The following is a 22,287-nucleotide window of genomic DNA, read 5'->3' on the forward strand; positions in this document are numbered from 1 at the left end:
CCCGATCCGGATGCTCGCCCGCCATGTGCGCAAGCGCTTGCGCTACGCTGATGCCATGACGTCGCAGTTGACCTTCTCCCTCCCCGACATCGGCGAGAGCCGCCCCGGCGCCGAATGGTGGCGCACCGCGGTGATCTACCAGATCTACCCGCGCTCCTTCGCCGACGCCTCCGGCGATGGCATCGGTGACCTCCCCGGCGTGACGGCGCATCTCGACGACCTACGCGCCCTGGGCGTGGACGCCGTGTGGCTGAGCCCCTTCTACCGCTCTCCGCAGAAGGATGCCGGGTATGACGTCGCCGACTACTGCGACGTCGACCCCCTGTTCGGCACGCTCGCCGACTTCGACGAGATGCTCGCCGGCGCGCACGATCGCGGCATCCGCGTGATCGTCGACCTCGTGCCCAATCACAGTTCCGACCGGCACGTCTGGTTCCAGGAGGCGCTGGCCGCAGCCCCCGGCAGTACCGCGCGCGCCCGCTACCTCTTCCGCGACGGCAAGGGTGAGAACGGCGAGCTGCCGCCGAACAACTGGGAGTCGGTCTTCGGCGGCCCGGCGTGGACCCGCGTCACCGAGGCCGACGGCACGCCGGGGCAGTGGTACCTGCACCTGTTCGACACGAGCCAGCCCGACTTCGACTGGTCGAACCCCGAGGTGCAGGAGGAGTTCCGCGGCATCCTGCGGTTCTGGCTCGACCGCGGCGTCGACGGCTTCCGCGTCGATGTCGCGCACGGCCTCGTCAAGACCGACGGTCTGCCCGACCACCTTCCCGCGGTGGATGCCGACAGCATGGGCGGCTCCGACGACGACGTGCCGTACTGGGGTCAGGAGGGCGTGCACGAGATCTACCGCGACTGGCACCGCGTGCTCGCCGCATACGACGGCGACCGTGCGCTCTGCGCCGAAGCGTGGCTTCCCACCGTCGACCGCACCGCCGAGTGGGTGCGCTCCGACGAGATGCACCAGGCGTTCAACTTCCCGTACCTCATGACGGAGTGGGATGCCGCGGCCGTCCGCGAGGTCATCTCCGAGTCGCTGCGGGCGTTTCCCGCCGTCGGCGCCCCGGCCACCTGGGTGCTGTCGAACCACGACGTCGTGCGCCACGCATCGCGGCTCGCGCTGACCGCCGAGAACCCGCAGGGCCACGGCATCGGTCCCGACTCCCCCGGCCAGCCGATTCCCGAGGTGGGGCTGCGTCGCGCCCGCGCCGCGACGACCGTGATGCTCGCCCTTCCCGGCTCCGCATATCTCTACCAGGGCGAGGAGCTCGGCCTTCCCGAGGTCATCGCGCTGCCGCCCGCGTCTCGGCAGGATCCGACCTGGTTCCGTACCGACGGCGAGCGCTACGGCCGCGACGGGTGCCGGGTGCCGATCCCGTGGACCGCGGATGCCGCCGCCTACGGCTTCAGCCCGACGGGCCAGTCGTGGCTGCCGCAGCCGGCCGAATGGGCCACGCTCGCCCGCGACGCGCAGGAGTCCGACCCCGACTCCACGCTGTGGCTGTACCGCACGCTGCTGGCGACCCGCCGCGCCGAGGGCCTCGGAGCGGCGACGCTGGAGTGGCTCGACGGCTACGGCGACGACGTGATCGCGTTCCGTTCCGGTCGCGTCACCGTGCTCGCCAACGCGGGCTCGACGCCGGTGACGCTGCCCTCGGGCACCGTGCTGGTGGCGAGCGCACCGTTCGACGGCACGGAGCTGCCCGTCGACGTCGCGGTATGGATGGTCGCGGACTGACGTGACCAGCATCGAGGAGGTCGCGCGCGCCGCCGGCGTCTCGACGGCGACGGTGTCGCGCGCCCTCAGCGGACGGGGGCGCCTGTCGGAGGCGACGCGCGAGCGGGTGCGCGCGTCGGCCGCCGAGCTCGGCTACGTCGTCTCGGCCGCGGCATCCACCCTCGCCTCCGGGCGCGCCGAGAACATCGGGGTGATCGTTCCGCTTCTGGATCGGTGGTTCTTCGCGACGGTGCTCGACGGCATCGCCGCGCAGCTCGCGCCGCGCGGCTACGACATGACGCTGTACAACCTGACCGACGACCCGGAGCAGCGCCGGAACCTGTTCGAGACCTCGCTGCGCCGACGGCGCGTCGACGGCCTCATCGTGCTGTCGGTCGAGCTCAGCGCCGACGAGCGACGTCAGCTCGGGGCGCTGCCCGTTCCCGTCGTCGGGCTCGGCGTCCCCCACGCCGACGTCGCCGGGCTGCGCGTCGACGACACGGCCGTGGGGCGCCTCGCGACCGCGCATCTGCTCGGACTCGGCCACCGCGACATCGTGCACCTCGGGTGGAGCCTCGCCGACGACGCGGGCGAGACCCTCGACATCCCCACCCGGCGGCGCCGCGGATTCGCCCAGGCGATGCGGGATGCCGGTGTCGCCGAGCCCCGTTTCGTCGCGGCCGACTTCACCGTCGAGGGCGCGCGCCGCGTGTCCCGCGAGCTGCTGTCCGGCCCCAACGCGCCCACCGCGATCTTCGCCGCGTCGGACGAGATGGCGTTCGGCGTGCTCGCGGCCGCGCGGGAACTCGGTGTCGAGGTGCCCGGCGGGCTGTCGGTCATCGGCGTCGACGGGCACGAGCTGGCGGGACTGTTCGCGCTGACGACGATCGAGCAGTTCCCGCACGCGCAGGGCGAGCGCGCCGGACAGGCGGTGCTCGCGGCCTTGGGCGTCGAGGATGCGCCAGCCGGCCCGGCATCCCTGCCCTTCGAGCTCGTGGTCCGCGGCTCGACGGCGCCGCCGCGCTGACCTCTCGGTTCACGCCGCCGGCGGGCTCGGGGAGGACGGCCAGGCGACCGCCGCGTACTCTCGATGGCATGAGCATCGACCTCGAAGCCCTCTACATCGACCTGCACCGCCACCCGGAACTGTCGTTCCAGGAGACCCGCACGGCGGGCGTGATCACCCGTGAGCTCGCCGCTCTCGGACTCGACTACGTCGAAGGCCTCGGCACGACCGGCGTCGCCACGAGCATCACCGGCACCGCCGCCGGCGACGGCCCGGTGGTGTGGCTGCGGGCCGACATGGACGGCCTTCCGGTGGCCGAGCAGACCGGTCTCGCCTACGCCAGCACCGCCCGCGGCATCGACCCGGCCGGCACCGACGTGCCCGTGATGCACGCGTGCGGCCACGACATGCACGTGACGGCCCTGCTCGGCGCGCTCGAGCGGCTCGCAGCGACCCGCGACGAGTGGTCGGGAACCGTCGTCGCCGTCTTCCAGCCCGCGGAGGAGTACGGCGCCGGGGCTCAGGCCATGATCGCCGACGGTGTGCTCGACCAGTTCCCGAAGCCCGACATCGTGCTCGGCCAGCACCTGACGCCGCTTCCGGCGGGCACCATCGGCGTCCGGCCCGGCACGCAGATGGCCGCCTCGGACGGCCTCACCGTGCGGCTGCTCGGCCGCGGCGGCCACGGCTCGCGCCCCCACGCCACGATCGACCCCGTCGTCATGGCCGCGGCGACCGTCATGCGCCTGCAGACCGTCGTGTCGCGCGAGATCGACCCGCGGGAGATGGCCGTCGTCACGGTCGGCTCGATCCACGCGGGCCTGAAGAACAACATCATCCCCGCCGAGGCGAAGCTCGAGCTGAGCCTGCGCTACCCCGACGACGAGGCGCGTGCCGACGTGCTGGCGCGGGTCGAGCGCATCGTGCGGGCGGAGGCCGCGGCATCCGGTGCGGAGAAGGAGCCGGTCATCACGACCGACCACTCCCTGCCGCCGACGATCAACGACCACGACGCCACCGCGCGCCTCAGCGCCGCGTGGGACCGCGCCTTCGGCGACGGGACGGTCGTCGACCCCGGCATGTTCACCGGCAGCGAGGACGTCTCGTGGTTCGCGCGCGAAGCCGGCGTGCCGCTCGTCTACTGGTTCTGGGGTGGCCTCGACCCGCAGCAGTTCGCGGATGCCGTCGCGCGCGGCACCGTCAACGAGGACATCCCCACCAACCACTCGCCGTTCTTCGCTCCGATCCTGCACCCCACGATCGAGCGGGGTGTGGACGCGCTCGTCGTCGCGGCGCGGGAGTTCCTGGGATGAGCCTCGAGGATCTGTTCGGTCCGCAGCCCGACGAGCCGGAACGCGCGGCGGGGCGCGAGCAGCGCGCGCCGCGCGAGCCCCGGCCCGCCCGCGAGCCGAAGCCTCCCCGCGAGCCGAAGCCACCGCGCGAACCCCGCCAGCCGAAGCCACCGCGCGAACCCCGCACCCCGGGAGGCGGAGGCGGCTCGCGCATGACGCTGATCCTCGGAATCGTCGCCGCCGTGCTGGCGGTGGCGGTCGTCGCCGTGGTCGGCTTCGCGCTGACCCGCCCGTCCGATTCGGCGCAACCGGCACCCTCGGCACCGTCGGTGCCGACGGATGACGCGTCGGTGCCGGCATCCACCCCCTCTTCGACGCCGAGCCCCACGACGACCGCCGCCGCCACGGGGGTGGCGTTCTCGGCCACCGGCTTCACACTCACGAGCGCCTCCGGCCAGCCCTTCACCTACCGGTGGGCCGACGAGCCGACCGCCGCCGTCGCGGCCCTCACCGCGGCCTTCGGGGCGCCGCCGACGCAGCGCACGCAGGCCGGCAACGGCTCGACGCTGCCGGATTACACCGTGTACGCGTGGAACGGATTCTCGTTGTTCGAGATGGTCCCGACCGCGACGCTGACCCGGGCCGACTTCTCGCAGCCCGCGTACGCGCTGTTCACCGCGAACGAGGTGGGCGGAGTTCCGGTCACGGCGGAGTTCGGCCTGAAGATCGGGATGAGCGCGGCCGAGGTGCGGGCCCTCACACCCGCTCCCGCGAGCGAGACGCCGCGCCCCTCGGGCAGCATCCGCTTCGCCTTCGACCCGCAGCGTTCGTCGTTCAAGAACGGCACGCCCTCCTACAGCGTGTTCGCCGACACCGACGGGGCCGACGGGCCGGTCGGGACGATCCTGTACTTCTACGCTCCGCAGTAGGTCGCCGCCGCGGATCGGACGGGCGCCCTTCCGCTCTGTTCACAACTCCGGAGATTCGACGCCGCCCGCAGCCGACGCCAGGCCGTTCACCCGTTTCGGGACGACTTCTCCGGAGTTGTGAACGCCGTCCCGCCGTCCCCCACCACGGCAGCCGACTCCCTCGCATCGACGAGCCACTGACCGCTCAGCAGCCCGGGCAGTCCGCGGCCGCCGCGCGTGGTGAACACGAGGACGACGGATGCCGCGGCGAACACGAACTGCACGAACGTCCACGGCTCCGGCACGAGATCCAGCAGCAGATAGCCCCCGATGCCGGCGAGGAACCGCAGCGGCCGCGCCACGGGAGCCGGCAGCGGCCCCCCGCGATAGCGCAGCTCGACGGCCAGGTCTCCCGGCGTGCGGCCGGTGGCGAGGACGACGACGGCCCAGATCGCGATCGGCGTCACCGTGAGCGCGAAGCGACCCGCGGCACCGTCGAGGACGGCGGCATGGTCGCGAACGACGTACTCGAGGAACACCTGCACGGCGACGGCCGAACCGTACCCGACGAGCACGACGCCGAGCAGATCGCAGAACATGGCGAGCAGCCGGCGTCCGCGCGTGACCGGATGCGGGCGGCTCCCGGCATCCGTCGATCGACGCACCCACCACCGTCGGGGGACGATCAGCGCGACGAGCGAGCCGAGCACCGCCCCGACCGTGTTCGTGAGCATGTCGTCGACGTCGAAGACGCGGTACGCACACGGGTACAGTCCCCACACCCCGGTGAGCTGGGTGGTCTCGATCGTCAGCGACACCAGCAGACCGGTCGCGAACGCGACGACGATGCCGCGACCTCCGAGCACCCGCAGGAAGAACCCGAGCGGCATGAACAGCAGCACGTTCAGCGCCAGTTGCAGGACGGCGAAGTCGGTGAGGCTGCGGGCGCCGCGAAGGTCGTCGATGAAGGCCCAGATGTTCAGGTTCACGCCCGCGCAGGCGTAATTCTCGGCGTCGGGCAGGGGAAGCAGCGTGTACGTCCAGATGGCCCAGAAGTAGACCAGCGCGGCGGCCCACAGCAGAAATCGCCCGACGGTGAGCCGGCCGCGGCGCCGATAGCTGATCGCCACGAACGGCACGAACAGCACGATTCCCACGACGAATCCGATGCCCAGCGCGACGACCCCCGAGTAGAGCTCATTCCCCATGCGTCGATCCTTGCAGCCTCGCGGCGTCATTCTCACGCTCGCCGGGATTGCGCGGCGACACGCGACCGCGTAATGTCGCCCGCCGTGACAGACGACAGTCGCGGCCCCGGCGAAGAGACGCCGATCGCCAAGCGCATCCTCATCGGCGAGCCCCTCACGAGCGAGGAGCTCGAAGGACAGCTGCTGCCCAAGAAGATGGCGCTGCCGATCTTCGCCTCCGACGCCCTCTCCTCGGTGGCCTATGCCCCGCAGGAGCTGCTGATGATCCTCCTGATCGGCGGCACGGCCTTTCTGGCGCTCAGCCCGTGGGTCGCGGCGGCGGTCGTCGCCCTGCTCATCGTGGTGGTGCTCAGCTACCGCCAGCTGATCAAGGCCTACCCCTCGGGCGGCGGCGACTACGAGGTCGCCCGCACGAACCTGGGCGAGAAGGCCGGCGTCGTGGTCGCGGCGGCCCTGCTGGTGGACTACATCCTGACGGTGGCCGTGTCGGTCGCCTCGGGCGTGGACAACATCATCTCGGCCCTGCCGAACCTCGACCCCTGGCGCGTCGAGCTCGCGGTCGGCTTCGTCGTGCTCATCATCCTGGTCAACCTCCGCGGCGTCCGCGAAGCCTCGACGGCCTTCGCGATTCCGACCTACCTGTTCATCGGTTCGGTCATGCTCATGATCGGTACGGGCCTCGTCCGCTGGATGCTGGGCGATGCGCCGATCGCCGAGAGCGCGCAGTTCGCCGTGCAGGCGGAAGACCTCAGCCAGGCCGCTCTCATCCTGCTGATCCTGCGCGCGTTCTCCAGCGGCTGTTCCGCCCTGACCGGCGTGGAGGCCGTCTCCAACGGTGTTCCGGCGTTCCGCCAGCCGAAGATCCGAAACGCCCAGACAACGCTCGTTCTGATGGGTTCGATCGCCATCACGATGTTCGCGGGCCTCACGGTGCTCGCTCTCGTGGCCGGTGTGCACTACTCGGAGGATCCGTGCCGGCTGATCGGCTTCAACTGCGAGGCGCTCGTGCAGCCGAGCCTCATGGCGCAGGTGGCCGCTGCGACGTTCGGCAACGGCAGCATCCTCTTCTTCGTGGTGCAGGCCGCAACCGCCGCCGTCCTGCTGCTGGCCGCCAACACGGCTTTCAACGGCTTCCCGCTGCTGGGCTCGGTGCTCGCACGCGACGGCTATGCGCCGAAGGCCCTGAACACGCGCGGCGACCGTCTCGTCTACTCGAACGGCATGATCATCCTGGGCCTGGCCGCGGTGCTGGTGCTCGTGATCTTCCAGGCGAAGCTGACCACGCTGATCCAGCTGTACATCATCGGCGTCTTCGTCTCGTTCTCACTCGGCCAGCTCGGCATGGTCAAGCACTGGCGGCGCGAGCTGCGGCTACTCTCCCCGAAGGCGGCGAAGGCACGGCGAGAGGCGATCTCGGGCCTGTTCATCAATGCGCTCGGGGCGACGTTCACGATCGTCGTCCTCGTGATCGTGACGATCACGAAGTTCACCCACGGCGCCTACCTCGTCTTCATCGCGATCCCGCTGCTGTCGTTCCTCATGATCGGGGTGCACCGCTACTACCGCGACGTCTCGCACGAGATCGCCATGGACGACGACGTGCACTACGGCTCGACCGGCGATGTCGCGCTCGTGCTGGTGGGCACGCTGCAGAAGCCGACGGCGAAGGCGATCGACTACGCCCTGTCGGGCAGGCACGACAAGACGTTGGCGGTACACGTCGCGGTCACGGCGGAAGAAGCCCGCGACGTGCAGGAGGACTGGAAGTTCCACAACATGCCGGTTCCGCTCGTGGTGATCGAATCGCCCTACCGGCACTACGCGGCTCCGATCGCCCAGTTCATCACGAAGTACCGCGAGAAGCACGGCAGCGCCGTCGTCACGGTTTACATGCCGCAGTACATCGTCGGTCACTGGTGGGAGACGTTCCTGCACAACCGACGGGCGCGCCGCATCGCACAGCAGCTCATGCTCGTGCACGGTGTGCAGATCACGCTGGTGCCGTGGCTGCTCGACTCGTCGGAGCTGATCTACGGCCGCCGCTCCCGCCCGCTCCTCGGCGATGACCGTCGTGACGGCCGGCTGCCGAGCTACGGACTCGTCGCGCACACCGAAGACGAGAGCTGACGGCATCCGAGGCGGCTCCGTCGCGCCGGAGCCGGGTGGGATGCCGGGGCGTAGCCTAGAGGGGTGACTTCCGCGACCGCGTCCCCCGCTTCCGCCGCGCCTGCGGCGACCCTCGACGCCTCCGCGATCAAGGCGGACTTCCCGATCCTGGCCGAGCAGGTCAACGGTCACCCCCTCGCCTATCTCGACTCCGCGGCCACCAGTCAGAAGCCGCTCGCGGTGCTCGACGCCGAGCGCGACTTCCTCACGCACGCGAACGCCGCGGTGCACCGTGGGGCGCACACGCTGGCCGCCGAGGCGACCGAGCTGTTCGAGGACGCCCGAGCCACCGTGGCGGGATTCGTCGGCGCACGGCCTGAGCAGCTCGTCTGGACCAGCGGCGCCACGATGGGCCTGAACCTCGTCGCATACTCGATCGGGAATGCGGGGCTGGTGCGGCCGGGCGACGAGATCGTCACGACGGCGATCGAGCATCATGCCAACCTCATCCCCTGGCAGGAGCTGGCCGCTCGCACGGGCGCCGTGCTGCGACACATCCCCGCCCACGACGACGGCACGCTCGATATGGATGCCGCCGCGTCCCTCATCACGGCGCGCACGCGCGTCGTCGCCTTCACGCACGTCTCGAACGTCCTCGGCATCGTGAACCCCGTCGCCCAGCTCATCGCGCTCGCTCAGGGTGTGGGCGCGATCACGGTGATGGATGCCTGCCAGTCAGCGCCGCACCTGCCGCTCGATCTGCCCGCTCTCGGCGTCGACCTCGCGGTCTTCAGCGGACACAAGATGCTCGGCCCGTACGGTGTCGGCGGACTGTACGGACGCACACCGGTGCTCGAGGCGCTGCCGCCGTTCCTCACGGGCGGCTCGATGATCACGACCGTGACGCTCGATCGCGCCGAGTACCTGCCTCCGCCGCAGCGCTTCGAGGCCGGAACGCAGCCCGTGGGACCGGCGATCGGGCTGGCCGCCGCCGTGCGCTACCTCGACGACATCGGCCTCGATCGGATCCATGCCCACGAGGGCATGCTCGCTCAGCGCATGCACGCGGGCCTCGCGGATATCCCCGGCATCCGCCTCCTCGGCGACGCCGTCGGGGTCGAGCGCGTCGGGCTGTGGGCCTTCGACGTCGACGGCGTGCACGCGCATGATGCCGGCCAGTACCTCGACGCGCTGGGCATCGCCGTCCGCGTCGGCCACCATTGCGCCGCGCCCCTGCACTCGCGCTACGGCGTCACGGCCAGCGTTCGCGCGAGCGCCGCCCTCTACAACACCACCGACGACGTCGACCGTCTCATCGAGGCCGTCGCCGGCATCCGCCCTTACTTCGGAGTCTGACATGAGCGATCTCGACGCCCTCTACCGTGAGCTGATCCTCGATCACTCCAAGCACCCGCAGCACTTCGGCCTCACCGACGAGGGCGACGCCCCCGCCACGGTCGGCACGATCGGCACCTCGCACCAGAAGAACCCCGTCTGCGGCGACGAGATCACGCTGCGCGCCCGCGTCGACGGCGAGACCATCGCCGACGTGCAGTGGGAGGGTCGGGGCTGCTCGATCTCGCAGGCCTCGGCATCCATGCTCGCCGACCTCGTCGCCGAGGAAGGGCTCAGCCGGGCCGAGGCCCTGCAGCTGATCGAGGGGTTCCGTGAGGCGCTGCGCTCGCGCGGAACGCTCGAGCTCGACGAGGAGGTCTACGGCGACGCCGCGGCCCTGTCGGGGGTGTCGAAGTTCTCGGCACGCGTGAAGTGCGCGATGCTCGCCTGGGTCGCCCTGGAAGACGCCATCGCCAAAGCCTGACGTCCGCCCCCACCCCTTGCCTGGGGCGGCTGCCGAACCGCCACGATCTGCGCGAGCCGCCAGGACCTGGCGTAGCGGCTCGCGAGAAACGCAGCGGCTCGGCGAGAAGGAGAGGGAGAGGGAGAGGGAGAGGGAGAGGTCAGGAGCCGAGGAACTCGAGCGCGGCGCCGCGGAAGACGCGGGAGCCGGGCGCGTTGAAATGGTGCCGGTCGGGGATCTCGACGAAGCGTCCCTGCGGGCACGCGGCCGCGAGCGTCTTCGAGCCTTCGATGATGCCGTCCAGCGATCCCGTCGCGAACATCACCGGCTGCTGCGGTGCATGGGCGGGGTCGGGGTCGACGGTCTTCGATGACCGCATGCCCTCGGCGATCGCGAGGAGCGCCCGCAGGTCGTTGCCGGGCACGCGCTCGGTGAGGGCGATGTAGTTCTGCGTGACGCGATCGGTGACCGGCGTGCCGTCGGCGATGAGCGCGCGCACCTGGTCGAGGTCGAGCCGCGCCAGCGGGATGCCGTCGGGAACCCCGCCGAGCACGGCCCGCGGGATGCGCGGGGCGATGTCCTGCACGACCTCCCATCCCACGCGGGCGCCGAGCGAGTAGCCGACGTAGAACGCCTCGTCGACGAGGTAGGTGTCGAGCATCGTCTCGACGTCGCCGGCGAGCTGGCGGATGTCGTACGCGCGGGGCTCGTGCGGCTTGTCGCTGGCGCCATGGCCGCGCTGGTCGAGCGCGAGCACCCGATAGCCGGCGGCGGTGAGGTCGCGCACCCAGCCCGTCGCGACCCAGTTGTCCTTCGTGCTCGAGGCGAACCCGTGCACGACGACGACGGTGGGTGCGTCCTCGTCACCCCACGAGTACGTCGCGATGCGGTAGCCGTCGCCGACCATCAGGTACTGCGGGTCGGGCATCTGCGTGAGGTTCTGAAGCGGCGCGGTCACGGTGTCTATCCTGCCGTCGATTCGGCGGCCCCGGTCGCCGCGGCCGGTCACTCCTCGACGCGGACCTCTTTCCAGAACGCGACATAGCCCGAGAAGTCCTTGCCGACGCGGGCGATGCCGCTCTCGTAGGGCGTCGGGTACGACCAGGCGCGATCGGCGAGCAGCTCGTCGCCGGAGCGCACGGAGTAGTACTGGCACTCGCCCTTCCACGGGCAGGTGTAGGGCGTGGGGCTCTCCTGCAGCAGGTCCCAGTTCACGCTCGACGGCGGGAAGTACCAGTTTCCTTCGATGGAGATCAGGTCATCGCGGTCGGCTTCGGCCACCGTGACATCACCCAGAACAGCTTTCATCGCGTCCTCCGCTTCGCTCGCATCCCACCCTTCCACCGTCGCACGCGGCCCGCAACGAGGTCGGCGGCCGGCTGCTGCGGAAGCGGGATGGGCTGCGTGACCACGGCATCCACGACCATCGACCCGTCGGTGGGGCCGATGACGGCGATCGGGGTGGTGAGGGTCGGTTCGGCGGGGTCGACCGGCATGCGCTCCAGTGCGCGGTGGGCGCGCAGGTACGCGGGGATGAGGATGACGCTGGCGCCGACCCAGGCCAGTGGGTTGCTCCACACGACGCCGACGAATCCGAAGATGTGGCCGAGCACGACCGCCGCGCCCACGCGCATCGCCAGCTCGACGAGCCCGGTCACCGTCGGGATGACGGTGCTGCCGAGCCCCTGCAGCGTGCCGCGCAGGATGAACAGCACGCCCAGCGCCGTGTAGCTCGCGCCGTTGATGAGCAGCATGAGCGCGGCCAACCGCACGACGGTGTCGCTGCCGTCGCCGACGAACAGGCGCACGAGCGGCGCGCCGAACGTGATGAGCAGTGCGCCGAGCACGACAGCGGCGATCAGCGCCATCCAGATCGCCTGCCCGACGCCGCGACGGATGCGATCCGGGCGGCGCGCTCCCAGGTTCTGGGCGGCGTACATGGATGCCGCGAGCCCGAGAGACTGCAGGAGCGCCACGGCCAGGCCGTCCACGCGGGAAGCCGTCGTGTAGGCGGCGACCGCATCGGCGCCCAGGGTGTTCAGCGCGACCTGCACCGTCAGGGTGCCGATCGCGATGATCGACGCCTGGAACCCCATGGGCAGGCCGAGTCGCAGGTGCTCGACGAGATCGGCTCGCGTGATGCGCCAGTCGGCGCGCNGCACGTGGAGGACGGGCAGCCGACGGCGGACGTAGACGAGGCAGAGGATCACCGACAGCGCCTGCGAGACGACGGTCGCCAGTGCCGCTCCGGCCACGCCCAGTCCGAACGGCCCGACCATGAGGATGACGAGCACCACGTTGAGTCCGCAGGCGATCGTGAGGAACACCAGCGGCGTGCGCGAGTCGCCGATCGCCCTGATGATCGCGGAGAGGTAGTTGAAGCCCATGATGGCACCGGCACCGAGGAAGCTGACCTGGGCGAACACCGTCGCCTCGTCCATCAGCTCCGGAGGCGTCTGCAGCAGGTGCAGGGCGGGTCCGGCCAGCAGCGGCGCGCCCACGGTGAGCACGATCGTCGTGATCGCGGTGAGAATCGTGCCCGCCGCCACCGAGCGGCGCACCGCCGTGACGTCGCGGGCGCCGAAGGCCTGCGCCGTGGGGATCGCGAATCCGCTCGTCAGGCCCCAGGCGAAGCCGAGCAGCAGGAACAGCAGACTGCCGGTCGCGCCGACCGCGGCGAGCGCATCGACGCCGAGATGGCGCCCGACGACGATCGCGTCGGCGAACTGATACAGCTGCTGCACGACGTTGCCGATGAGCAGGGGCACCGCGAAGGCGAGGATGACGCGCCAGGGGCTACCGGTGGTGAGAGAACGTGACATACGGCCGGGTTCGAGACGGGGGCGGAAACGGCGAAAGGCGCTCCTCACGGGAGCGCCGGATTCCAGGCTATCGAATCGATTCGAGAAGCGCAAGGTCCGGCATCCGTCGGTCGCATTCGGCGCGGCCGGTACTGTTGCAGGCATGTCCGTAGGTCTGCTCGCCGTCGTCGATGACATCCTCAGCGCGGCGCTGAAGGCGTCGGCCAAGTCCGCAGGCGTCGTGATCGACGATGCGGCCGTCACCCCGCAGTACGTGCAGGGGCTCTCGCCCGCGCGGGAGCTTCCGGTCGTGGGTCGCATCGCCCTCGGGTCGCTCGCGAACAAGTTCCTCATCATCATCCCCATCGCGATGCTGCTGACCGCGTTCGCACCGTGGGTGCTGCCGTGGCTGCTCATCGTCGGCGGCGGATACCTCTGCTTCGAGGGCGCCGAGAAGGTGCTGGAGTGGTTCGGCTTCCACCACGGCGGTCACGACGACGAGGGAGGGCGTGACGAGAAGCGCCTCGTGATGGGCGCGATCCGCACCGACCTGATCCTGTCGACCGAGATCATGCTGATCGGCCTGTCGAACGTCGATCCCGATCTCGACTTCTGGCTGCGGCTCGCCGTGCTCGCGGTCATCGCACTCGCCATGACGGCGCTGGTCTACGGCGCCGTCGCCCTGCTCGTGAAGATCGATGACATCGGCCTGAAGATGGCCAAGAGCTCCTCGGCGCGCGTGCGCCACACCGGCACCCGCATCGTGCGGTCGATGCCCGCGGTCTTCCGCGTCATCTCGATCGTCGGCACCGTCGCGATGCTGTGGGTGGGCGGCCATCTCGTGCTCGCCAACCTTGGCGAGGTCGGCTGGCATGCCCCGGTCGAACTCCTGCACGCCGTCGAGCACGCGCTCGAACCGCTCGGCCCGGTCGTCGTGTGGATCGGCGACACGGCCGTGTCCGCCGTCGCAGGACTGTGCGTCGGGCTCGTGATCGTCGGCATCGCGCTCGTGATCGGCAAGGCGTTCGGTCGCAACCTGAGCTTCAGCGAGGGGCACCGCGCGCCCCACGGCGAGACCGACTGACGGCGACGGCCCCGCGGTCGAGCGCCGACGTCCTCGCAGTCGAGAAACCACATCCACTCCGAGAAACCGTCGGCGCCGTGGTTTCTCGGGGCGGATGTGGTTTCTCGCGTGTGGGCGCGGCGGGCGCGGCGTCAGTCGAGCGTGATGACCGGGTCCGCGCCGTCCGGGCGGGTGACGTGGATGCCGCGAGCGTCCGCGACCGTCCACGTCGGCGCCGCCGCGGCGGCGTGCGGGCCGACCCCGATCACGCGCATGCCCGCGGCGAGCCCGGCGGCGATGCCGTTGTCGGAGTCCTCGACCACGATGCATCGTGCGGCATCCACTCCGAGCGCCGCGGCCCCCGCGAGAAACCCCTCGGGATCGGGCTTGCTGCGCGAGACATCACCCGCGGCGATGACGACCGGCGGCATCGGCAGCCCGGCGGCACGCATGCGCGCCGCGGCGAGCTCGGCCGTGGCCGAGGTGACGAGCGCGTACGGCACGCCCTCGCGGTCGAGGGCGGCGAGCAGGTCGGCGGCGCCGGGGATCGCCACGACGCCGTCGGTCTGCGCCGTCTCGGCGGCGAGCAGCTCGGCGTTCTCGGCGAGGTTGATCTCGTGCGGACGATCGGGAAGCAGCAGCGCCATCGAGTCCTGCCCCTGGCGGCCGTGGATCACCGCGAGCGTCCGTGCCGGATCGACGCCGTGATCGAGCGACCACTGCGTCCACAGGCGCTCGACGACGGCGTGCGAATCGACGAGCGTGCCGTCCATGTCCAGCAGCAGCGCGGCGGCCCGCGTCTCGATGCGAACGACGGATGCCGGCACGCGCAGCACCTCCCACCCGCCGCCGAGCGGTGGCACGTGCCACCCGGCGTGGACGGTGCCATCACCGTCGCGCGACACGATCACCCGGTGCGGCGAGGTCGTGTCGACGAGGTGCACGAGCGCGGCGCCGTCGTCGCGGCGTTCCCCGCGCGTCGCGAGGCGCAGATGAGTGGCGGCGGGGGCATCCTCGAGGGCGGGTCCCGTCACGGACACCTCCTGCCAGAACGTGTCCACCGGCACCGAGCCGACGCCCGGCAGCACCAGCGTCCAGCCGTCGCCATCGGCGCGGTCGTGCAATGCGGCACCGTCGAGCGGGTCGGCGGCGAGCAGGCGGTCGCGCTCGGCCCAGGTGTCGCGCTCGACGCGGCGCGCCGACACGGCGGCATCTGCCGCACCGGCATCCGCCCGGCCGGCGGCATCGGCCCCGCCTGCGACATCCGCCCCACCGGCCGCGTCCGCGACCTCGACGGCCGCGACGAAGGCCCAGAACGCGCGCAGCGTCGCCTGGGTGTCGAGCGTGGCGCCCTGGTAGGCGATGACGAGATCATGCTCGGGGAGGACGAGACCGAACTGCCCCGCGGCGCCGTCGAGCCGGAACCCGTGGCGGCCGCGCCAGACCTGGTAGCCGTAGCCGAGGGCCCAGTCGTTGACCTCGCCGGTGGCCGCAGCCGGGCCGTCGAAGGCGGCGGTCTCGGACCAGGGGCGCGACATCTCCTCGACGTACCACGCGGGCGCGACCTGCACGCCGTCGAACGCCCCGCCGGCGCTCAGCATGATGGCCGTGCGCGCGAGGTCATCGACCGTCAGGTGGAAGCCGGACGCACCGTGCTCGATGCCGCCGTACGGCGACATCCACCGCTCGCCGATGCCGAGCGGATCGAGCAGTCGCGGGCGCAGGTACGCGGTGAGGGGCTGGCCGGTGACGCCGGTGACGATCGCTGACAGCAGGTGCGTGGCCGGAGAGCTGTACGCGAAGTGCGTGCCCGGGGCGAAGGCGGGCGCCTCGCGCAGCAGCACGAGCGGATCGGCGCCGATGCGCTCGATCTGCGCGGCCGAGTGGCCGGTGTTCATCGTGAGCAGATGGCGCACCGTGATGCCGTGCGGGTTCGCCTCACCCACGTGCAGACCCGCAGAATCGTCGAGGCCCAGCCGCCCCTCGTCGGCGAGGAAGCCGATCGCCAGTGCCGTGTAGGTCTTGGATGCCGAGTACACGAGCGCCGGCCGCTCCAGGTGGTACGGCGCCCACGCGGTCTCGAACGCCACCTCGCCGTGACGGGCGACGAGCAGCGCGTGCGGGTCGAGGCCCTCCGCGGCGAGGCGCTCGGCCAGCGCGAGGACGGCGGCTTCGGGGATGCCGAGCCCCTCCGGGGCCCGACGGACCAGGGGGCGGGACGACAGGGGACGACGGGACTGCGGCGAGGAAGTCATCTCCTCCACTCTACGAGCGGAGCCCTGGTCGGGGGCCGTCCGCCCCGGCATACCGCGGTCGCGCTCAGTCGCGGAGAGCGCCCAGCACGGCGTCGAGGGCGGCGACGAACCGGCGCGCGTCGGCCTCGGTCAGCACGAGCGGCGGCTTGACCTTCAACACGTTCTGGCGTTCCGAGGCGGCCTGCACGATGAACCCGTGCCCGAGCAGCAGATCGCACACGCGCGCCGCCTCCTCCCGCGCGGGCTCGAGCGTCTCGCGATCGCGCACCAGCTCGATACCGAGATACAGACCCGTTCCGTGGACGGCGCCGATGAGCGGATGCCGCGGCATCAGCGCCCGCACGCCGTCGGCGATGATGCCGCCGACCCGCGCTGCATTCTGCTGCAGCCCTTCCGCGTCGATGATGTCGAGAATCGCCGATCCGGCGACGGCGCTCGCGGGGGCGCCGCCCGCCGACGAGAAGAACGTGCCCTCGCGGGCGAGCGCGTCGACGATCTCCCGCCGCGTGATGACGGCACCGAGCGGATAGGCGTTGCCCGCGGCCTTCGCCACCGACACGATGTCGGGCACGAGCCCCTGCATCGTGCTCCCCCAGAACGACGATCCCAGGCGGCCGTAGCCGACCTGCACCTCGTCGGCGATGACCAGTCCGCCGTGCGCGCGCACGGCCTCGGCCACCATCGTGAGGTAGCCGGCCGGAGGGATGACGCCACCGGCGTTGCCCAGCACCGGCTCGCAGATGAAGGCGCCGGCCGGGCGGCCCTCGTCGGCCAGGGAGCGCGCGAGGTCGGCGACCTCGCGCGCGTAGGCGGCCCCGGCATCCGGTCCTCGGTGACGGCCGCGGTAGGCGTTCGGGGCGTCGACGAGGTGCACCCAGTCGGGGCGCGAGTCGGCGGCGTGCGGGTTGTCGAACGCCGAGGTGCTCACGGCGTCGGCCGCGCTCGTCCAGCCGTGGTAGCTCTCGCGCACCGCGATGACGTCGCGCCGGCCGGTCGCGACCCGGGCGAGCGTGAGGGCGAGGTCCACGGCCTCCGACCCGCTGTTGACGGGGATGACGGTGTCGAGCGACGGGTCGGGGCTGTGCGCGACGAGCCGCGCGGTGAACTCGGCGAAGGCGTCGTAGAGGAAGCGCGAGTTCGTGTTCAGCAGGTGCAGTTGACGCGAGATGCGGTCGGCGAACTCGGGATGGGCGTGCCCGATCGCGGTCACGTTGTTGACGAGGTCGACGTACGCGCGACCCTGCGTGTCGATGAGCAGCGCTCCCCACCCGCGCTCGATCTGCGGCGGCTCGGCGTAGAAGCGCTCGGCGGCGGCGCCCACGGCCTGCTCGCGCGCCCGCCGAGCACGGCGCGTCGCCCGCACCGGATCGGGTACGCGGTCGGTGCCCACGATCACCGAGGGATCGGCCGCCCCGGGAGTCTCGGCTTCGCCCTCGGCATCTGCGAACACGTCGCCGGGCGCGGCGTCGCGCATGCGGCGCGTGATCCGCACGCGCCCGAGTCCCGGTTCGAGCTCGGCGACGCGTCCGAGGCGGGCGCCGGCATCCACCCCGCTATCCGCGACCGCCGGGTCGAGAACGATCCCCTCGATCCGCAGCACGACACCGGCATCGCGCACCTCGACCGCGCCGGCGGCGCCGTCGGGATCGGTGTCGACCGTCAGGGTGCCGCCGAACGGCGCGGTCACCTCGACACCTGGGCGGGTCCACAGCTCGACGCACCGCGCCCGGGTGGCAGCGGGCCGGGTGGTGTCGGCCGACACGCGGCTCAGCCGGCTCTCGCCGTAGCGCAGCACCGCGACGGGACCCTCGGCGAGCGCCTCGCGGACGAGGCTGCGCTCGATGCCCGGCGTCGCCCAGCGCCCCCGGTCCAGCAGCGGGCTGCGGATGCCGAGATCCACGGTGGCCGCGGCATCCAGCTGCGACAGGACGGGACGGTAGACGAGGCCCGCGCGGTGCGGCCGGCCCGCGGCCAGGCGCAGCTGCGCCGTCACCTCGGCGGACGGCACCCGCGCCGTGCGCGCGAAGACCTGCCATTCGTGCTCGACCCGCTCGCGCGCGTAGTCGTTGCCCGGGTCGATGCGCAGCTGGCTCCACCCGCTGACGGCGAGCACCGCTCCGCGCAGCACGACGAGGGGCCACAGCGCCTCGATCTCCGCGTCGGTGAGGCGCGCGCGCTGATCAAAACCCGCGACCGCGCGGGCGACGATTGCGAGGTCGTCGGTGCGACCCATGAGGTCGGCGAGGAGCATCGCCAGCTCGGCGGCGCGCCACGACGTGGCGACATCGCCCAGGTCGATCACCCAGTGCCGCCCGCGCCGATCGCGCATGACGTTGTCGGCGGTGAGGTCGCCGTGGATCACCTGCCGCGGAAGGTCGGCCGCGACGGCGTCGAGCTCGGCGGCGGCGCGGCGGGCCGCCGCCAGGCACTGCTCGCGACGGTCCTCGGGAAGGTCGTCGATGAGCTGCTCGACGACGGCGAGGGCGTTGCCGAGCTCCCACTGCAGGTTGCGGTCGGTGTCCTCGGCATCCATTCCGGCCAGAACGTCGGCGACCTCGGCGACGAGCTCACCCAGTTCTTCGGCCTGGGCGCCGTCGGCGTCGGTGATGTCCGACAGCGGTTGCCCGTCGACGATCTGGAACCCCGCGACGCGAGCGACCTGCCCGTCGGCGCAGACGATCTGCGTCGTGCGAGCGCCGCCGGCGGTCGTCAGCACTTCCGGTGTCAGCAGTCCTTCTGAGCGCAGGCGATCGGAGGCCGCGATGTGCAGGTCGACGGCGAACGCGTCGACCGTCGGGTGGAAGATCTTGACGAGCATGCCCGCCCCGTCCACGCCGCGCACGAGGAAGTTGCGGTCCTGCTGACTGCCCAGCTCGGTGAGCTCACCGTCCACGCCGTACTCGCGCCGCGCGAGCGCGCGAACCTCGTCGAGGTCGACCTCGGGTCGGGCGAGCAGCCAGTTGTCGGTCATCGGGTCACGTCCTTCGGGAGAGGGCGGTCGAGCGGAGATGCCGCCGGTGCGCGCCGCACGGGCACCACGATTCTGGCGGATGCCGCGGCATCCGTGTGTCCGGATCAGCGGCGTCGACCGGTCATCTCGTCCGCCGGTCGATGCCGAGGCTGTGGTGCCTCGCCGCGCCTACTGCACCGTCCACCAGGCGATGTCGACGAGACAGAGCTCGCCGCCGGCCTCCCGGTAGAAGACGTCGCCTGGATACTGCGCACCCGCGACGACGCCCGACGCAGGGAGCGAGAGGTTGATGCTCCACGTCGGATCATGATGGGCCATCTCGGGCCAGTGGGCGGCGACGAACCGCTCGGGCTCTTGAGCGGTGAGCCCCTCCCAGTCCGCCGGATCGCGCACGTCGGGTTGCGATCCCGGGCAGACGAGTGCCGCAGCCTCGCCCGCCGCGGCGGCCGCGATCAGTTTCTGGGTCGTGTCGATGACGTGTGCACCGTCGGCGCCCCAGATGAGTTCGTTCATCGTGCAGCCGCTGAGGCCGACCGCGAGGGCTGCGCTCAAGCCGACGACGACGACGATCTTCCGCACCGGCGTCATGCGGCGACTCTACCCGCCACAGACGGGCACCGCCACGCCCAGCCGCAGGACCGCCTCACCGCTCCCGCAGCGCGGTGACCAGCTCCTTCGCGTAGCGAGAGCCCTGGGCGGTCGTGCTCCAGGCGATGCCGATCGCGCGCACGCGCTGCGGCTCCAGCGGCAGATAGACGACGCCGGGGTCATCGCGGCCCGGAGTCCGCGGAAGGATCGAGACGCCGAGGCCACCCGCGACGAGGCTGCGCATCGTGTCGATCTCGCTGCTCTCGAAGGTCACGTTCACGGTGACGTCGGCCTCGTCCAGGATGCCGGTGACCGCCGTGTGCAGCTCGGCGATACGTGAGAAGCCGATGAAGTCGCGGCCGGCCAGCGCGCGCACGTCGACCGGGCCGGATGCCGTCGCGAGCGGGTGACCGGTGGGCACGGCGATGCACAGCGGTTCCTCGGCGAGCGCGAGCCAGCCGATGTCGTCCGAGGTCGCGGAGGTCGCGAGCGGAGCGGTGCTCAGGGCGATGTCGATCGTGTCGAGGGCGAGCCAGCCGTAGAGATCGCGGGCGAAACCCTGCCGCAGCGACACGCGCACGTCGGGGCGCAGCGCGCGGAAGCGCTGGATGACATCGGGCACCATCCACCGCGCCACGGAGTGGAGGAACCCGACGCGCAGCAGACGGCCCTCGTCGGCGATCAGCTCGGCGTGGCGGCGGGCCGACTCGACCGCGTCGAGGACGCCGGCCGCATCGGCCCGGAAGGCGAGACCGTTAGCGTTCAGCTCGAGCCGCTTGCCGTGTCGCGAGAACAGCCCCATGCCGACCTCGTCTTCGAGGCGGGCCAGTGCGCGCGACACGTTCGACTGGTTGATGCGCAGCTCCGCAGCGGTGTCGCGAGTGTTCTGCGTCTCGGCCAGCGACAGGAAGATGCGGAGGGTCTGCTCGTCCATGACACCGATTATGCGCCGATCGCATCACAAGTGGCATCCGTTTCATTTCCGGCCCATCCGTGACCGGACGACGATGGTCCGCATGGCCGTCACCGTGCTCGATCGCACCCCCACCGGGTCGATCGCGCGCATCGCCGCGGGCACCCCCTCCTACCGACGCGTCGTGGGGCTGCTCGCCGCGGGAGGCCTCGCGAACTTCGCGATCATCTACTTCCCGCAACCGTTGCTGCCGGCGATCGCGGCGTCGTTCGGAGTGGATGCCGGGGTCAGCGGACTCGCGATCTCGGCGACGACCGCGGCCATGCTGCTCGGGCTGCTGCTGTCGGCACCGCTGTCCGACCGCATCGGGCGGGTGTCCGCGATGAGCGGGTCGCTGGTGGCAGCCGGCGTCCTGTCGGTCGCGTGCGCGTTCGCGCCCACGTGGGAGGCCTTCCTCGCGTTGCGTGCCGGCGGGGGTCTCGCGCTGGCGGTGCTGCCGCCCGTCGCGCTCGCCTACCTGCGCGACGCCGTCCGCGACGACGCGCACGGGCGCGCCAACGCGCTGTACATCTCGGGCACGGCTCTTGGCGGCGCCGTGGGTCGGCTCGCGCCGCTGCCGTTGGCGACCCTCGGCGGTTGGCAGGTCGTGAGCACCGTGCTCGGCGTGCTCAGCGTCGTCGTCGGCGTGCTGGTCTGGTTCGCGCTCCCCCGCGACGGCGCCGCCCCGCTGCCGCTGCGGATCGGCGACCTCCTCGGCGGCACGGTCGCGTCGCTGCGCGACCCCGTCATCCTCGCCGTGTGCGTGGCGGGCGCGCTCGCGATGGCGACGTTCGTCGGGCTCTACAACGCGGTGCCGTTCCGCCTCGACGGCCCCCCGTTCTCGCTCGGCGCGGCCGAGGTGTTCGTGTACTTCGCGTACCCCCTCGGCATCCTCGCGCCGGGCCTGTTCCACCGGATCTCGAGGCGCCTCGGCCGCGCGGTGACGTCGCTGCTCGGCGCGATCGCGATGCTCGCCGCGATCGGTCTGGTGTTCTGGCCGAACGTCATCGCGGTGTTCGCCGGTCTCGGTCTGCTCACGGCGGCCTTCCTCGGAACGCACTCGATCCTCAGCGGCTGGGTGGTCGCCCGCGCTCAGGCGGTGGGACGCAGCACCTCGCGGGCCTCCAGCGCCTACCTGCTCACCTACTACCTCGGCAGCACCGTGTCGGGAGCGGCATCCACGCATCTGTTCGCCAGCGCGGGGTGGACGGCCGTGATCCTTCTCGCGGCCGGGCTGACGACGCTGTGCGCGGCGCTCTTCCTCGCGCTGCGCCTGAGAGGCTCAGCCGGAACATAGCGCCGCGTGCGAAAACACCCCTATGGATGAACCCGCACACACGTCTCATCAGCCCTCCGGCGCCGAGGCGTCCTTCCCTGGACCCGCTCCGCGGCTGCCCTTCAGCCAGCTGGCCATCTGGGGCTTCGTGATCTCCTGCGTGAGCCTGTTCGTGTTCGGGTTCCTCGGCACGGTGGGCGCGATCATCTCCGCGCAGGGTGCCCGGGCGGCGATGCGCGGACGTGCGAGAGGCAAGGGGTTGGGACTGGCCGGCTTCGTCATCGGTGCGGTGGCATTCCTCTTCTGGGCGATCGCATTCATGGTCTCCCGCTCCCACTGACATCGG

At 71.5% G+C, this 22,287-nt stretch carries 18 protein-coding genes; 10 read left to right on the forward strand and 8 right to left on the reverse strand.

Annotated features, from left to right (window positions below; genetic code table 11):
• The first annotated feature begins 55 nt into the window (after positions 1-55).
• The 4 genes from CEP17_RS09725 to CEP17_RS09740 all read left to right on the forward strand — a co-directional run bounded on the left by CEP17_RS09725 (position 56) and on the right by CEP17_RS09740 (position 4,944).
• On the forward strand, positions 56-1,738 hold the full coding sequence (locus tag CEP17_RS09725; RefSeq protein WP_112932935.1) for an alpha-amylase family glycosyl hydrolase: 1,683 nt from the start codon (positions 56-58) through the stop codon (positions 1,736-1,738).
• A 1-nt stretch (position 1,739) separates the two neighbouring features.
• Positions 1,740-2,744: a LacI family DNA-binding transcriptional regulator gene (locus CEP17_RS09730; protein ID WP_112932093.1), complete on the forward strand. Its 1,005-nt coding sequence runs from the start codon at positions 1,740-1,742 to the stop codon at positions 2,742-2,744.
• 68 nt (positions 2,745-2,812) lie between these two features.
• The gene (locus tag CEP17_RS09735; protein WP_112932094.1) at positions 2,813-4,036 is read left to right on the forward strand and encodes an amidohydrolase; all 1,224 of its coding nucleotides are present in this window, start codon (positions 2,813-2,815) and stop codon (positions 4,034-4,036) included.
• A gap of 191 nt (positions 4,037-4,227) precedes the next feature.
• The gene (locus tag CEP17_RS09740; protein ID WP_239498492.1) at positions 4,228-4,944 is read left to right on the forward strand and encodes a hypothetical protein; all 717 of its coding nucleotides are present in this window, start codon (positions 4,228-4,230) and stop codon (positions 4,942-4,944) included.
• Positions 4,945-5,030: 86 nt separating this feature from the next.
• Here CEP17_RS09740 and CEP17_RS09745 read toward each other — a convergent pair whose 3' ends face one another.
• Positions 5,031-6,131: a VanZ family protein gene (locus CEP17_RS09745; protein WP_112932096.1), complete on the reverse strand. Its 1,101-nt coding sequence runs from the start codon at positions 6,129-6,131 to the stop codon at positions 5,031-5,033.
• 72 nt (positions 6,132-6,203) lie between these two features.
• On the opposite strand from CEP17_RS09745, the gene CEP17_RS09750 reads away from it, so the two are divergent.
• The 3 genes from CEP17_RS09750 to sufU all read left to right on the forward strand — a co-directional run bounded on the left by CEP17_RS09750 (position 6,204) and on the right by sufU (position 10,056).
• A complete protein-coding gene (locus tag CEP17_RS09750) occupies positions 6,204-8,258 on the forward strand; it encodes an APC family permease (protein ID WP_036318755.1) in 2,055 nt (684 codons plus the stop codon).
• Positions 8,259-8,321: 63 nt separating this feature from the next.
• The gene (locus CEP17_RS09755; RefSeq protein WP_112932097.1) at positions 8,322-9,593 is read left to right on the forward strand and encodes a SufS family cysteine desulfurase; all 1,272 of its coding nucleotides are present in this window, start codon (positions 8,322-8,324) and stop codon (positions 9,591-9,593) included.
• A 1-nt stretch (position 9,594) separates the two neighbouring features.
• Positions 9,595-10,056 (forward strand): Fe-S cluster assembly sulfur transfer protein SufU, encoded by a 462-nt coding sequence (gene sufU / locus CEP17_RS09760; protein WP_112932098.1) that lies wholly within the window; start codon positions 9,595-9,597, stop codon positions 10,054-10,056.
• Between the two features lie 139 nt (positions 10,057-10,195).
• Here sufU and CEP17_RS09765 read toward each other — a convergent pair whose 3' ends face one another.
• From CEP17_RS09765 to CEP17_RS09775, 3 genes are read right to left on the reverse strand one after another with little or no spacing between them, the layout of a single operon-like run.
• A complete protein-coding gene (locus CEP17_RS09765) occupies positions 10,196-10,993 on the reverse strand; it encodes an alpha/beta fold hydrolase (RefSeq protein WP_036318747.1) in 798 nt (265 codons plus the stop codon).
• A gap of 47 nt (positions 10,994-11,040) precedes the next feature.
• Positions 11,041-11,343 (reverse strand): DUF427 domain-containing protein, encoded by a 303-nt coding sequence (locus CEP17_RS09770; protein WP_036318744.1) that lies wholly within the window; start codon positions 11,341-11,343, stop codon positions 11,041-11,043.
• Positions 11,340-12,857 carry an MATE family efflux transporter gene (locus CEP17_RS09775; protein ID WP_112932099.1) on the reverse strand — a complete coding sequence of 506 codons (1,518 nt, stop codon included), beginning with the start codon at positions 12,855-12,857 and terminating at the stop codon, positions 11,340-11,342. Before CEP17_RS09775 ends, CEP17_RS09770 begins: the two co-directional genes overlap by 4 nt.
• Positions 12,858-12,999: 142 nt before the next feature.
• On the opposite strand from CEP17_RS09775, the gene CEP17_RS09780 reads away from it, so the two are divergent.
• On the forward strand, positions 13,000-13,920 hold the full coding sequence (locus tag CEP17_RS09780) for a DUF808 domain-containing protein (protein ID WP_112932100.1): 921 nt from the start codon (positions 13,000-13,002) through the stop codon (positions 13,918-13,920).
• A 131-nt stretch (positions 13,921-14,051) separates the two neighbouring features.
• Here the strand turns inward: CEP17_RS09780 and CEP17_RS09785 are convergent, their stop codons facing one another.
• The 4 genes from CEP17_RS09785 to CEP17_RS09800 all read right to left on the reverse strand — a co-directional run bounded on the left by CEP17_RS09785 (position 14,052) and on the right by CEP17_RS09800 (position 20,647).
• Positions 14,052-16,154: an HAD-IA family hydrolase gene (locus CEP17_RS09785; protein WP_112932101.1), complete on the reverse strand. Its 2,103-nt coding sequence runs from the start codon at positions 16,152-16,154 to the stop codon at positions 14,052-14,054.
• Positions 16,155-16,218: 64 nt separating this feature from the next.
• Entirely contained in the window at positions 16,219-19,125 is a 2,907-nt protein-coding gene (locus CEP17_RS09790; protein ID WP_112932102.1) for an aminotransferase class III-fold pyridoxal phosphate-dependent enzyme, read from the reverse strand.
• Positions 19,126-19,293: 168 nt separating this feature from the next.
• Positions 19,294-19,713, reverse strand: a complete 420-nt coding sequence (locus tag CEP17_RS09795) for a hypothetical protein (protein WP_036316781.1) — start codon at positions 19,711-19,713, stop codon at positions 19,294-19,296.
• Positions 19,714-19,768: 55 nt separating this feature from the next.
• Complete coding sequence (locus tag CEP17_RS09800) at positions 19,769-20,647, reverse strand: LysR family transcriptional regulator (RefSeq protein ID WP_112932103.1); 879 nt, start codon at positions 20,645-20,647, stop codon at positions 19,769-19,771.
• Between the two features lie 82 nt (positions 20,648-20,729).
• On the opposite strand from CEP17_RS09800, the gene CEP17_RS09805 reads away from it, so the two are divergent.
• Together CEP17_RS09805 and CEP17_RS09810 are read left to right on the forward strand one after the other, a co-directional pair.
• The gene (locus CEP17_RS09805) at positions 20,730-21,962 is read left to right on the forward strand and encodes an MFS transporter (RefSeq protein ID WP_239498493.1); all 1,233 of its coding nucleotides are present in this window, start codon (positions 20,730-20,732) and stop codon (positions 21,960-21,962) included.
• Positions 21,963-21,984: 22 nt separating this feature from the next.
• Positions 21,985-22,281 carry a DUF4190 domain-containing protein gene (locus tag CEP17_RS09810; protein ID WP_112932104.1) on the forward strand — a complete coding sequence of 99 codons (297 nt, stop codon included), beginning with the start codon at positions 21,985-21,987 and terminating at the stop codon, positions 22,279-22,281.
• The last annotated feature ends 6 nt before the right edge of the window (positions 22,282-22,287 follow it).

This window comes from Microbacterium sp. PM5, from assembly GCF_003293595.1.
Lineage (GTDB): Bacteria > Actinomycetota > Actinomycetes > Actinomycetales > Microbacteriaceae > Microbacterium.